This window comes from Streptomyces sp. NPDC045026, assembly GCF_056432625.1.
The window spans coordinates 326,612-339,497 of sequence record NZ_JBWKIS010000006.1 but is presented as its reverse complement, the minus strand read 5'-3'; the positions used below and the strand labels follow the sequence as shown (position 1 = coordinate 339,497).

The 12,886-nt window shown below is 69.0% G+C and carries 15 protein-coding genes; 10 read left to right on the top strand and 5 right to left on the bottom strand.

Translation table 11 applies throughout. The features are described from left to right. Nucleotides 1-9 precede the first annotated feature (9 nt). From AC07EJ_RS16725 to AC07EJ_RS16700, 6 genes are all read left to right on the top strand, one after another. The gene (locus AC07EJ_RS16725; RefSeq protein WP_389478975.1) at nt 10-315 is read left to right on the top strand and encodes a WXG100 family type VII secretion target; all 306 of its coding nucleotides are present in this window, start codon (nt 10-12) and stop codon (nt 313-315) included. Between the two features lie 218 nt (nt 316-533). Continuing rightward, complete coding sequence (locus AC07EJ_RS16720) at nt 534-2,219, top strand: RNase A-like domain-containing protein (protein ID WP_389478973.1); 1,686 nt, start codon at nt 534-536, stop codon at nt 2,217-2,219. A 148-nt stretch (nt 2,220-2,367) separates the two neighbouring features. After that, a complete protein-coding gene (locus AC07EJ_RS16715; RefSeq protein ID WP_478884439.1) occupies nt 2,368-2,910 on the top strand; it encodes a hypothetical protein in 543 nt (180 codons plus the stop codon). Continuing rightward, a complete protein-coding gene (locus AC07EJ_RS16710) occupies nt 2,819-3,610 on the top strand; it encodes a Fic family protein (RefSeq protein WP_478884438.1) in 792 nt (263 codons plus the stop codon). The genes AC07EJ_RS16715 and AC07EJ_RS16710 overlap by 92 nt, the downstream gene beginning before the upstream one ends. Nucleotides 3,611-3,612: 2 nt before the next feature. Then, the gene (locus AC07EJ_RS16705; protein ID WP_478884437.1) at nt 3,613-3,930 is read left to right on the top strand and encodes an RNase A-like domain-containing protein; all 318 of its coding nucleotides are present in this window, start codon (nt 3,613-3,615) and stop codon (nt 3,928-3,930) included. A 22-nt stretch (nt 3,931-3,952) separates the two neighbouring features. Next, a complete protein-coding gene (locus tag AC07EJ_RS16700; protein ID WP_389478965.1) occupies nt 3,953-4,645 on the top strand; it encodes a contact-dependent growth inhibition system immunity protein in 693 nt (230 codons plus the stop codon). Nucleotides 4,646-4,662: 17 nt separating this feature from the next. Here the strand turns inward: AC07EJ_RS16700 and AC07EJ_RS16695 are convergent, their stop codons facing one another. Then, a complete protein-coding gene (locus tag AC07EJ_RS16695) occupies nt 4,663-4,866 on the bottom strand; it encodes a DUF397 domain-containing protein (protein ID WP_389478962.1) in 204 nt (67 codons plus the stop codon). A gap of 3 nt (nt 4,867-4,869) precedes the next feature. Next, nucleotides 4,870-5,802: a helix-turn-helix domain-containing protein gene (locus tag AC07EJ_RS16690; protein WP_389478960.1), complete on the bottom strand. Its 933-nt coding sequence runs from the start codon at nt 5,800-5,802 to the stop codon at nt 4,870-4,872. Between the two features lie 189 nt (nt 5,803-5,991). Between AC07EJ_RS16690 and AC07EJ_RS16685 the strand changes: the two genes are divergently transcribed. After that, nucleotides 5,992-6,429, top strand: a complete 438-nt coding sequence (locus tag AC07EJ_RS16685) for an ATP-binding protein (RefSeq protein ID WP_393585918.1) — start codon at nt 5,992-5,994, stop codon at nt 6,427-6,429. 222 nt (nt 6,430-6,651) lie between these two features. On the opposite strand, the gene AC07EJ_RS16680 is transcribed toward AC07EJ_RS16685, so the two are convergent. Genes AC07EJ_RS16680 through pdhA form a run of 3 tightly spaced genes read right to left on the bottom strand, consistent with a single transcriptional unit; the run spans nt 6,652 to nt 10,239 of the window. Then, nucleotides 6,652-8,067 (bottom strand): dihydrolipoamide acetyltransferase family protein, encoded by a 1,416-nt coding sequence (locus AC07EJ_RS16680; protein ID WP_389478957.1) that lies wholly within the window; start codon nt 8,065-8,067, stop codon nt 6,652-6,654. Nucleotides 8,068-8,077: 10 nt separating this feature from the next. Next, entirely contained in the window at nt 8,078-9,058 is a 981-nt protein-coding gene (locus AC07EJ_RS16675) for an alpha-ketoacid dehydrogenase subunit beta (RefSeq protein ID WP_389478956.1), read from the bottom strand. Between the two features lie 2 nt (nt 9,059-9,060). Continuing rightward, complete coding sequence (pdhA, locus tag AC07EJ_RS16670; protein WP_389478954.1) at nt 9,061-10,239, bottom strand: pyruvate dehydrogenase (acetyl-transferring) E1 component subunit alpha; 1,179 nt, start codon at nt 10,237-10,239, stop codon at nt 9,061-9,063. A 384-nt stretch (nt 10,240-10,623) separates the two neighbouring features. Here pdhA and AC07EJ_RS16665 point away from each other — a divergent pair, with 384 nt between their 5' ends. The 3 genes from AC07EJ_RS16665 (at nt 10,624) to AC07EJ_RS16655 (ending at nt 12,861) form a co-directional block, all read left to right on the top strand. After that, nucleotides 10,624-11,286, top strand: coding sequence for a response regulator (locus AC07EJ_RS16665; protein ID WP_389478953.1), 663 nt, complete (start codon nt 10,624-10,626; stop codon nt 11,284-11,286). A gap of 76 nt (nt 11,287-11,362) precedes the next feature. Next, the gene (locus AC07EJ_RS16660) at nt 11,363-11,815 is read left to right on the top strand and encodes a pyridoxamine 5'-phosphate oxidase family protein (RefSeq protein ID WP_478884436.1); all 453 of its coding nucleotides are present in this window, start codon (nt 11,363-11,365) and stop codon (nt 11,813-11,815) included. Between the two features lie 35 nt (nt 11,816-11,850). Further along, the gene (locus AC07EJ_RS16655) at nt 11,851-12,861 is read left to right on the top strand and encodes a phosphotransferase (RefSeq protein ID WP_389478951.1); all 1,011 of its coding nucleotides are present in this window, start codon (nt 11,851-11,853) and stop codon (nt 12,859-12,861) included. Nucleotides 12,862-12,886 lie beyond the last annotated feature (25 nt).

The following is a 12,886-nucleotide window of genomic DNA, read 5'->3' as shown; positions in this document are numbered from 1 at the left end:
GGGGAATTGATGTCGCCCGACGACGGCCACATAGCGGTGTCCTTCACCACGCTCCACGACCTCGCCGCCGAGCTGGAGGACATCCTCAGGAAGCTCAACGGCAGGCTCGACGACCTCTACGACCGTGTCGAACCGGTCGTCCTGTCCTGGCAGGGCGAGACCCGCGAGGTCTTCGTCGACAAGCTCGACGAATGGGACCACTCGGCCCAGGACCTGCAGGCGGCCCAGAAGTGGCTGCACGCGTACGTCACCACCGGTCACGCCAACTACGCGGCGGCGCACAGGGCGGTGCTGCGCGGCTGGGGGGCTGCCTGATGTCGACACCTTCTCCGTCGCCTTCCACGACGCCCCCGGCTCCGACGGGCGGCGGGTCTTTGCCTGCCCCGTCATCCGGATCCCCGTCATCCCCGTCATCGGGTTCGAGTCCGACCCCCGCCCCCTCACCGGGCTCGCTCAAGGATCCCCAGGGCAGGGACATCTCGCGAGGGGACTGGAACTCCGAACGCCGCGACCGCTCCGACGAGCTGGCCGCGATGAAGCCCGCCCCGCCGGGCAACGCCGTTGGCTTCGACGTCCAGCCGAAGCACGTGTACTACGCGTCGTACATGCTGCGGAATGCCCAGTACAACTTCGCGGACCAGGCCAAGAGCCTCGTCGACACACTCGACGGCTACGCACACGCTGCGGGTTGCGGAACGGGCCCGGAGGCCTTTGCGACGGCGTACGCCGAAGTCGCAGCTCTCTTCCTCGATGTGTGGGACAGCGCGACGGGGGGCGTCGGCGGCGCGGCCGTCGGACTCACGGCCACGGCAAACAACTACGCGCAGGCAGAACACGCGACGAACCTTTTGGCTCCGGCGGTGGCGAAGAAGAACCTGCCTGACGTCCTCAAGAAGGCCGGCGCGGGTGGCCCGGTCGCCGAGCTCGGCTGGGGCAACGCCCCCACCGAAAACGGCTGGGGCAACGCGATCATCGAGGAGGTCGCCGGGGCACTGAGCTGGGTCGGCGACCACGTCCTGCGCCCGATCCTCAACCACGCGCTGCGGCACGGGAGGGTCGCCGACATCACGCCCGGCGGCGACGACGTCGACCTACCCAAGATCGCCCAAGCCTGGCGCCAGGCTGCCAAGGACGCCAAGAAGTCCGCAGACACCTTCGACGACGCCATCGCGTACATCACCAATCCCGCGCCGGGCAACGACGAGTGGCAGAGCGCGATGAAGGCCTTCTGCTCCGCGATCTGGGGAAGCACCGCTTGGGGCAAGGAGCGGCACGGCCACAAGTGGAACCAAAGGGACGGGAAGCGGCCCGCGCTCGACGTCCTGCGAGACACCGCACGAGACGTCGCATCCGCATGCGAGGGGGTGAGCGCGGAAGTGACAACGGTCAGGTCCACGATCACCGACGTCTACAAGGACGCGGCCAAGAAGACCTTCGAAGTGCAGGGCGTGCTGGACGCCTTCAAAAAGGTCGCCGAACTTCCCGAACTTGCAGCGGAGTTCATCGCCAACATCGACACGGGCCGCCTGAACCACGCCGTCGAAACCTACAACCGCGAGATACACATCCTTGCCTCCGACTTAACCAACCTCAAGGAAGCATTGGCAGAGGCCAAACGCAGTGTGCCCACGCACACCGCCGAGGAGGCACGGGCCGAGGCATTTGGAACCCGGGCGCTCAACGAGTTCAAGCACGAGCAGCAGTGGACCAACCCGGAGGACGCCAAGAATGGTGTCTACAAGATGGATTTGGCGAACAACGAGTGGCTCGGCGGAGGGCATACCCTCGATAAACACGTGGGGAAGACTGACGAACAGCTCGCTCAGCGCCTGCGGGACCAAGGCGGTCCGCCAACGCCTTCCTGGCCGGACGGCAAACCAGCGATCGGCAGCGCGTCCACGTTCACAACTGCCGAACGGGCACAAGAGCTGACTCAGCGCAATATCGACAAGAATGCGGCCGCGGTAAAGGAGTGGCTGGACCGTCCACCCACGGCAGCGAACGACGACCTCAAGCTGCCTATCAAAACCACCGCCCCGGACGGCGAATACAGTGGTCGCAGTGTGACCAAACAGGACAACAACGTGAACAACCAAGGATTCAAGAGCAAGGGGATGGACGCCGAGGCCATCCCGGTGAAGGGCGTGAGAACCATACTCAAGTACGACCCTTCGCTCGACCCGCCGTTCGTCGTTCTGACGTCGATGCCGGAGCAATAACGCGCATACCTCGGAATGCGCAGTCGCACAGATTCCAGGAGAAGCCATCAATTCTGAGTGGTACCCCGAACCGCTGACGTGGCGGAACGTCGATCCGACGACGCACCCGTTCGACGACGGCCAAGCGCTCGACGTGGTGCGCGAGGTCGTGTCCGCGCCGGACCCGGAGGCGGACCGGGCCCGAGGGCTCTGGTCGGCAGAATCGGTCGCACGCGGCCTTGCCGAGCACTACGGCGTGTGGGGCTCCGGCTGGGCCTGGGAAATAGACGAGTCCCCCGACTCCGGAGCGGTCATCAGGGAGCTTCCCGCCGGCGGCGACGGCCTGGAGCAACGGGTTCAGCGGTACGCCAGCGCTCTGCTCCAGTGGCGCGCGTGGCTGGAGGAACTCGCTGCGGCCTTCGCACAGTTCACCCCCCGGCCAGAGGCCGACGAGAAAGAGGTCCAAGCGGTAAGGGAACGCGCAGTCGCGCCTCTCGTGACGCTCGTCGTCGAACGTACGGGCGCTGGGGAGACATGGCGCGCCGTATGCGCGCGGGTGCTCGCCTGGTACCTGGAGTCGACCGGCATGACTCCCGACGCGGCCGAGGACTTGGCGGACGATGTCGTGGACTCCGAGTTCGAGAGTTGGGTCGCTCCCGACGAGGAAGCGGTGGACCGCGCTCGGGAGGCCATCGGTGAGCCCGGTACGTGATGACCTCCAAAGCTGGCTCCGGGTGCGCTCACAGGTCGAGTGGGATCATGCCTCCCAGGAACTGGTCGGTCCGATCCGTGGGCGCCGTGACGGGGTCGATGCGGCTGCGGCCGTACGCCACGAACCGGATGACGCCGCGCGCGGGGACCGGATGCGGGCAGCCTGGCGGCTGGCCCGCGCTCACGCGGCGGCCAGCCGTCCGCTCGGCTTCGGCCTTCTCGCCGAGTGGCAAAGGATTGTCCTGGGCCACCGGGACATCTCGTTCCGTACGCTCCCGGCCTTCGCCAAGAAGGGACGCGAACGATACGGCCTGAGCGCCGAAACACCTGCCCGCTTCGAGGAATGCCTGGCACAGGCCGCCTCCGCCGACACGGCCCTGCTGCTCCCCGCCAGGGCCGCCCGCGCATATCTCGATGTGTGTTTCTTCCACCCTTTCGACGACGGAAACGGGCGCGCGGCCCTGCTCACCCTCGCCTTCGTCCTGGCGCGCGAGGACGTGTTCCTGGGTGACGTCGGTCCCCTCCAGGTACGCAGATACGCCGACGACCCAATCGGGGCGCTCGCGCTGGCCCGCCTGGTCCGCATTCTGGCCTTGCAGAGCGACCAGCGGGCGCATGCGGTCACGCGCCCTGCCGCGGGGACGACCGGCACCCCGGCCTGTCATCGGCCTTCGTTCACACGCCCTTCGACAAGGTGGTAACCGTGCCGGAAACACCCCCCGTACGTACGAAGAGTTCGACGTACCCCGACCGAGAAACCGCCCAATGGGCCACCCAGCATGTCGTCACCGCCAACGAGCAGCTGATCCACCGCTGGCTGGCTCTGGGTACCTGCCCCCGCCTCACCATCGAGGCATCCTGGCCGAGCCGCCCCGACCCGGTCGGCCGGGTCCTGCTCCAGGCGATGATGCTGGCCGGACGAGAGCCGGTTGATGTACGCGCGGCCCGCGTGATCCTCAAGCGGGACGCATCCCGCCCGCACGGCTTCGCCGTCCACGCCACGTTCCCCATCTACCTGTAGAAACGCGTAAAGGCTGATCACCGTGCCACTGAACCCACTCGAACACGACCGCCGCTACGGCGAGCTGGACCAGGTGATCCGCGCCTACGCCGGGCAGCCGGCGGACGACACGCCGGACAAGCCCAGCCATGCCCTGGTCGCCTATCTGCGCCAGACATGGCACAGCCGTCCGTGGGCCATCGCGGTCGCCGAGCGGCAGCTGCGGGAGTACGCCGCTAATCCGCCCGGCAGGCTTCGGCTGCGCCTCGGTGAGTTCTACGCGATTCCCGACGTGGGGCTGCCCGCGGGCGACATCCAGCAGTGGCTGCACTGCCTCGCCGACCACCTCAAGCACAGCGTCGAGGAGGGCGAGGTGCCGGCCCCGGCCGACCCCGCCACCCACTGGGAGTGGCATGCCCGCTTCCCCGAACTCGCCGAGTTCCTGGGCGGCTGGTTCTCCCAGGACATGCCGGACGAGTTCGACAGCCATGACGCGGCCGTAGACGACTACAGGGCCTCCGCCGACCCTCGCCTCGTGGCTCGCTTGGCCGGGGAGCTTCATGAGCTGCTCGCCCTGGACCTGGACGACTCCGACTACGCCCTCGCGGTAGCCGAGTTGGGGATGGAGGTCGACCCGCCGGCACCGTACGCGCCAAGCGGCTGGCTCGCGCTGGTCGCCGATCGGCTCGCCGGGCCGCGGGCCGAGTACGGGCCCCCGCCGCAGGGTGATGCGTAGTGACAGCGCCGGTCGGACTACGGGCGGAAAGGTGCGCCGCCCGTTCCCTGCCCCACGTGCACCGCGAACGCGGCCCACGCCGAGGGGGCGACCCGGAGTACGGGCCCGTCCAGGCCCTTGGAGTCACGGATGGCGACGGTGCCGCGGATGTTGCGCGCGACTTCGACGCATTCGCCATTGCCGCTGCTGTAGCTGGACTTGACGAACTCGAAGTGCGGCACGGCTCACAGCTCCTTGCGGATACGTTCGATCAGAGCGACGGAATCGTGAAGAGCGAGCCCGTTCCTGGCGATCCGCTCGAACGTGGCGTTGTGACGTGCGGCGTCCGCCTCGCTCTCCAGCCACAGAGTAGACGACGTCGTGTCCATGTAGACCACGTCCATGGCGCCGGGTTCGGCGAACGAGACCACGCTGAAGGCGCTGGTCATGCCCGGGTGGGAACCCGCGAGGAAGGGAACCACCTGGAGTTTGACGTTGGGCAGGCGGGCCGACTCCACCAGGTGCGCCAGTTGTATGCGCATGACCTCACGCCCGCCTACTAGTTGGCGTAGCGCCCCCTCGCCCACAACGGCCCACAAGCTGAGCGGGCTGCCGTCCGTGAGCCGTGCCTGCCGGGCGACCTTCGCCTCTACGAACCGCTCGATCTCATCCGGATCGTCCCAGTCGGCGTTGCCCACCGCCAGGGCCCTGGCGTAGTCCGGCGTCTGCAAGAGCCCCGGGACGAAGGCCCCTTGCCACGTACGGACACTGGTCGCGATGTCCTCCAAAGCCACGTACTCCACGAGGGAGCGCAGCTCGGGGTACTGATTCCACCAGCCCTTTGCCTTACGACGCTCACGGTCCGCCCTCGCGAGGCTCAGCAGACGCGCCACGGCCTTCGCGTCCGTCACGCCGTACAGATCGCACAGGATCCGAATGTCCGGGTCGCGGAAGGGCACCCAGCCCCGCTCCATCTTGGCGACCTTGGCCGCGGTCGCCGAGAGCGACGCTGCGGCCTGCGGCTGCGTGAGGCCGGCTTCGTCACGGAGCCGCAGCAACTCACCGCCCAACTTGCGTGCGAGAACGGTGGACACGCGGTTTCCGCGCGTGAACTGGCCTGCGGTCACGTCCGAGTACCTCCTGTGTCGTGGCCAGTGTGCAGTTCGCCGAAGTCTCATCGCAAGCAAGTTTGGGGACAGATATCCCCGAGACCGCTTGCGACTTCCTCGAACCTGCCGCTACCGTCAGTACTCAATCGCCCACCCAGAGGCACCAGTTGGTGGAAGTGCACCGTGCTGCCCGCATCCGATAGGGCACGGCAGAGCCACCCCACCTGGCCCCCACATCGCCCATGGAGGTGCGTTCCGGTGACCGATTCCTGTCCTGCCGGACTCCCCAAGCACTACGACCACTACGACACCGTCAGCTACACCCCGTTCCCGCAGAACATCCCCCTCGCCCGCAGACACGTGGCCCGACTCGCCGCCGCGTGGGGCCATCCCGGCGCAGCCGGCGACGCGGCGCTGCTGGCAAGTGAGTTGTGCACGAACGCGCTGCTGCACGGGTGCTTACGGGACCGGCTGTTTCGCGTGGAGACATCCCTCACCGGCAAGGTGCTGCGCGTCGCCGTCACCGACCCGAAGGACGAGCGCCTGCCGGAGGTCCGCGCCGCGGAGGACGGCGAACAGTTCGGACGCGGACTGCTCATCGTCGGCGTGCTCGCCAGGCGATGGGCCGTGGAGAAGCTCACCGTGGGCAAGACGGTCTGGGCGGAACTCGATATTCCGAGGAGTCCGGATGCGTAACGTGCGAGCGACGTGGCCCTGCGGCTCGATCACCGGGCCGACTTCTACGCGGAGTTGGGTGCCACGCCCCCGCCCTGCGGCGCCCGTGGGTCGGTGACTACCGGGCCACGTACGAGATCCACGGCGGCACAGTCGCGATCGAGATCCTCATGGTCGGCAGCACAGCGGCCTGAATACGCCACACGGGGCCGTACCCCTCAGGGACGGCCCCGTGCTGTTCGCTCACGCCCAGGTGATCAGCCGCTTGGGCTGCTCAAGAATCGCCGCCACGTCCGCCAGGACCTTCGAGCCCAGCTCTCCGTCCACCAGACGGTGGTCGAAGGACAGGGCCAGGGTCGTGACCTGACGGGGCTTCACCTTGCCCTTGTGGACCCACGGCTGGAGCTTGATCGCTCCGACGGCGAGAATCGCCGACTCGCCGGGGTTCAGGATCGGGGTGCCCGTGTCGACACCGAAGACGCCGACGTTCGTGATCGTCACCGTGCCGCCCTGCATGGCGCCCGGCGACGTCTTGCCCTCGCGGGCCGTGGCCACCAACTCGCCCAGCGCCGACGCCAGTTCAGGCAGCGTCTTGGCGTGCGCGTCCTTGATGTTCGGCACGATCAGACCGCGCGGCGTGGCGGCGGCGATGCCCAGATTCACGTAGTGCTTGCGCACGATCTCCTGGGCCGCCTCGTCCCAGGAGGCGCTGATCTCGGGGTTGCGCTTGATCGCGACGAGCAGCGCCTTGGCGATGAGCAGCAGCGGATTGACCCGCAGCCCCTGCATCTCCTTGTCGGCCTTCAGCTCCTCGACGAGCTTCATCGTCCGCGTCACGTCGATCGTCACGAACTCCGTGACGTGCGGCGCGGTGAACGCGGAGCCGACCATCGCGGCCGCGGTCGCCTTGCGCACGCCCTTGACGGGGATACGGGTCTCGCGGACGCCGTCCTGGACGACGCCCGGCGCCGCGGCGACCGGCTCCTGCGGCTGTGCCAGTACCTGCACCTGCACCTGCGTCACGGCCGGCTCGGGAGCCGGGGCGACCGCCGCGTGCACGTCCTCGCGGGTGATGACGCCGTCAGGACCGGAGGGCGTGAGCGAGGCGAGGTCGACGCCGAGATCCTTGGCCAGCTTGCGCACGGGGGGCTTGGCGAGCGGGCGCCCGTTCCCGTTCGCGGGGGCCTGCGGCTCGGGCGCCGGCACCGTGACCGCGGCGGGGGCCGCCACCACGTCGCCCTTGCGAGGCCGGCGCTTCGTCGACGCCTCGGAAACGCCGTACCCCACAAGCACCGGCTGTCGGCCCTTCGGCTCAGCCTCGGGCTCGGGCTCGGGCGCCGTCGGCTCCGGTACGGAGACGGGGGCGACAGCGGGAGCTGAGGCCGCGGAGCCGGATCCGCCCGCGACGTCCACCGCGATGATCACCTGCCCCACATCCACCGTCGTGCCCTCGGGGAAGCGCAGCTCCTGCACCACTCCGTTGAACGGGATGGGCAGCTCGACGGCCGCCTTCGCCGTCTCCACCTCGCACACGACCTGCCCGTCGGTGACCACGTCACCCGGCTGTACGTACCACTTGAGGATCTCCGCCTCGGTGAGCCCCTCGCCCACGTCGGGCATCTTGAACTCGGCCAGCGCAGCGTCTGTCATCGTCGTCACGGCCCTCTCCTCAGTACGCCAGCGAGCGGTCGACGGCATCGAGCACCCGGTCGAGGCCCGGCAGGTACTCATCCTCGAGGCGCGCCGGCGGGTACGGCACGGCATAGCCGCCGACCCGCAGCACGGGCGCCTCCAGATGGTAGAAGCAGCGCTCGGTGATCCGCGCGGCGATCTCCGCGCCCGTACCGAGGAAGACCGGGGCCTCGTGCACCACGACGAGCCGGCGGGTCTTCTCGACGGACTTCTGCACCGCGTCGAAGTCGATCGGCGACATGGAGCGCAGGTCGAGGACCTCCAGGGACTTGCCCTCCTCCTGGGCGGCCGCGGCCACCTCCAGGCAGACCTTCACCATCGGCCCGTACGCGACGAGCGTCAGATCCGTGCCCTCGCGCAGCGTGCGCGCGCCGTGCAGCGGTCCGGGGATCGCCTCGGTGTCGACCTCGGCCTTGTCCCAGTAGCGCCGCTTCGGCTCGAAGAAGATCACCGGGTCGTCGCTCTGGATGGCCTGCTGCATCATCCAGTACGCGTCCGACGAGTTCGACGGGGAGACCACCTTCAGGCCCGCCACGTGCGCGAACAGCGCCTCCGGCGACTCCGAGTGGTGCTCGACCGCGCCGATGCCGCCGCCGTACGGGATCCGCACGACGACCGGCAGCTTGATCTTGCCGAGCGCGCGGGCGTGCATCTTCGCGAGCTGCGTGACGATCTGGTCGTACGCGGGGAAGACGAAACCGTCGAACTGGATCTCCACGACCGGCCGGTACCCGCGCAGCGCGAGGCCGATGGCCGTGCCGACGATGCCGGACTCGGCGAGCGGGGTGTCGATGACCCGGTCCTCGCCGAAGTCCTTCTGGAGCCCGTCCGTGACGCGGAAGACGCCGCCGAGCTTGCCGACGTCCTCGCCCATGATCAGGACCTTGGGGTCGGTGTCGAGGGCCTTGCGCAGCGACTCGTTGATCGCTTTCGCGAGCGGAAGCTTCTGTACCGCCATGATCAGTTGCCTCCCTCGGCATCGGAGAACGACGCCTGGTAGGCGGCGAACTGGGCACGCTCCTCGTCGACGAGCGAGTGCCCGTCCGCGTACGCGTTCTCGAAGATGGCCATCGGGTCCGGGTCCGGCATGGCCCGCACGACCTCGCGCACTCGAAGACCCAACGCTTCGCTCTCGGCCTCGAGTTCCGCGAAAAATCCCTCGTCCGTGTCAGTTTCGGACTCGAGGTACGTGCGCAGGCGCTGGATCGGGTCCTTCGCCTCCCACGACTCGCGCTCCTCGTCGGCCCGGTACTTCGACGGGTCGTCGGAAGTGGTGTGCGCGCCCATGCGGTACGTGAACGCCTCGACCAGCGTCGGCCCCTCGCCCCTGCGGGCCCGCTCCAGGGCCCACTTGGTGACGGCCAGGCAGGCCAGCACGTCGTTGCCGTCGACGCGGACGCCGGGGAAGCCGTAGCCCTGCGCGCGCTGGTAGAGCGGCACCCGGGTCTGCTTCTCGGTCGGCTCCGAGATCGCCCACTGGTTGTTCTGGCAGAAGAACACGACGGGCGCGTTGTAGACCGCGGAGAACGTGAAGGACTCCGCGACATCGCCCTGGCTGGAGGCGCCGTCACCGAAGTACGCGATCACCGCGCTGTCCGCGCCGTCCTTGGCGATGCCCATGGCGTAGCCGGTGGCGTGCAGCGTCTGCGAGCCGATGACGATCGTGTACAGGTGGAAGTTGTTCGTGTTCGGGTCCCAGCCGCCGTTGTTCACGCCGCGGAACATGCCGAGCAGGTTCGTCGGGTCGACGCCCCGGCACCAGGCGACGCCGTGCTCGCGGTAGGTGGGGAAGACGTAGTCGTCGGCGCGGGTGGCCCGGCCCGAGCCGATCTGCGCGGCCTCCTGGCCGAGCAGCGAGGCCCACAGGCCCAGCTCGCCCTGACGCTGCAGCGAGGTCGCCTCCGCGTCGAAGCGGCGGGTGAGGACCATGTCGCGGTACAGGCCGCGCAGCTCGTCGGACGTGATGTCCTCGACGAACGCGGCGTACTCGGCGTGCGCGGGGTCCTGAACGCGCCGGCCCTCGGGGCTCAGCAGCTGGACGAGGTCGGGCGCTCCCGCCCCCGGGGACTTCTTCGCAGACTTTTTCGCAGCGGTGCGCTTGCGCGGCGTACGCGCTGCGGCAGTGCTGTCCACGGTCACGTGTGCTCCTCCGTCGGTCCGGCCCCCGGGTTCGCCGGGAAGCCTGGGGGTCCCCCCTGTTCCTCAGGAACCTGGGGGAGGCTCGCCTGGCCGACCTGCGCACGGGGTGGGTGCGGCTCGACCGGGTACAGGCGTGACAGGTGCCCCGGCGAGCGCCCTGCACCATGCACGTTACCCAGTGCCCCTCATATCTGCGAAACCCCATCTGACCTGCGATTTTGCTTGGATATCCAAGTAAATCGAGCAACTTCGGAACACTTGCTGGTCAGACGCGGTCAAAGCACTGTTCGGAGCACTGGTCACAGCCTGGAAGGCAGCCGGAACACGGGCACGTTATCCCGGGCACCTCGGGCACGGGAAGAGCCAGTATGTGAGACTGGCCGCGTGTCCGAAGACGGAAAAATTCGCGTATTTCTACTCGATGACCATGAAGTCGTACGCCGCGGAGTACACGAGATGCTTTCCGTGGAAGAGGACATCGAAGTCGTCGGAGAGGCCGGTACGGCCGCCGACGCCGTGGTCCGCATCCCGGCCACCCGCCCCGACGTCGCGGTTCTGGACGTGCGGCTCCCGGACGGCAGCGGCGTCGAGGTGTGCCGCGAGATCCGCTCCCAGGACGAGTCGATCAAGTGCCTGATGCTGACCTCGTTCGCCGATGACGAGGCACTCTTCGACGCGATCATGGCGGGCGCCTCCGGCTACGTCCTGAAGGCCATCAGGGGCAACGAACTCCTGAACGCGGTCCGCGACGTCGCCGCCGGCAAGTCCCTGCTCGACCCCGTCGCCACCGCCCGCGTCCTCGAAAGGCTCCGCGACGGGGGCCGCGGCCAGGAGGACGAGCGGCTCGCGAACCTGACCGACCAGGAGCGCAAGATCCTCGACCTGATCGGCGAGGGCCTGACCAACCGGGTCATCGGGGAACGCCTGCATCTCGCCGAGAAGACGATCAAGAATTACGTGTCCAGCCTGCTGTCGAAACTGGGCATGGAACGCCGCTCGCAGGCCGCCGCATTCGTGGCGCGGCTGCAGGCCGAGAAGCGCCACTGAATTCGGGACCTAGGTCCCTTTCACGCGGGGCCGGGGCCTCTTTCAAGCCACGCTTTCGGCGGCGCACTGTGGAAACATGCCCTCCGAATTCCAGGAAGACCGCGCCCGGGAACAGCGCGCCTTCGAGCTGATCGGCAGCGTCGACCACGGCCGGGTGGCGACCAGCATGCGCGCGCTCCCCTTCCTCGCTCCGGCCCGCCACATCGTGGTGGACGGCCGGGTCGTCCTGCGCCTGCACAAGGGCTACGGCTACCACCAGGCCTGCGCCGGCAGCGTCGTCGCGTACGGCGCCGACAACCTGAACAACGCCGCCCCCGCCGACGGCCGGTGGTCCGTCCAGTTCGTCGGCACCTGTGAGGCCGTCGAACCGTCCCCCGGCGAACTCGACCGCTTCGGCCCCGCGCCCCACCACGTGGACGGCGAGGCGTTCGACCCCGTCTATCTGCGGATCGAGCCCCAATTCGTCACCGTGCACGAACTGACGGGCGGCACCCGTCATCCAAAGCGGGCCTTTCGCCACGTTCTGTAGCCAGCAGCTACCCAGGGTGCCCTAACATCTGGCGCGTGCCGCGCTCATCTGCTCACTCCGCCCCACCGCTCCGTGCCCTGCTGCGGCAGTACGACGCCGGCTCGCCGCTGGCCTGCGAACCCGTCGACCAGGGCCTGCTCAACCGCGGCTACCGACTCGCCACCACACGCGGCCGCTACTTCCTCAAGCACCACTTCGACCCCGAGACCGCCGACCCGGCCGCCATCGCCCGCCAGCACCGCGCCACCGAACGCCTCGCCGCACTCGGCGTCCCCGTCGCCCCGCCCCTGCCCGCCGCCGACGGCCGCACCTTCACCGTCATCGGCGGCGCCAGCTACGCCCTGCACCCCTGGGTCGAGGGCCGCCACCGCAGCGGCGCCCAGCTCACGGCGGCCCAGTGCCGCACGCTCGGGGCGCTCCTGGGACTCGTACACGCCTGTCTGGAGAAGGTCATGGGGGCCGCGCCCGCGCGCGGGCGGGACAGTGCCGATCCCGCGGACACCCTCGCGCTCATCGACACCCTGCTGGAGCGGGTGCGCCGCCATCGTCCGCACGACGCGTTCGACGAGCTGGCGCGGCACCGGCTCGTGGAGCGCCGCGCCCTCCTGGAGACCTGCGCGGGGCGGCGGCCTCCGCGGGCCTCGGCGACCGGCTGGGTGCACGGGGACTTCCACCCGTTCAACCTGCTCTACCAGGGCGGCGTACCGGCCGCGATCGTCGACTGGGACCGGCTCGGGGTGCAGCCGCGCGCCGAAGAGGCCGTGCGCGCCGCCGTGATCTTCTTCGTGCGTCCCGTCGGCGCGCTCGACCTGCCGAAGGTGCGGGCGTACGCGCGCGCGTACCGCCGCGCCTCGGGCGCCGGGTCGGACGAACTCGCCGCCGCCGTCCACCGCGTGTGGTGGGAGCGGCTCAACGACTTCTGGATACTGCGCTGGCGCTACGAACGCGGCGACCACCGCGCCGACCCGCAGTTCCCCGCGGCGTCGGCGCTCGCCGTGTGGTGGACGAAGGAGTACGCGGCGGTGCGCGACGCGTTCGCCGAGTGACCTGGCGGCAGTGAGCCGGATCGGC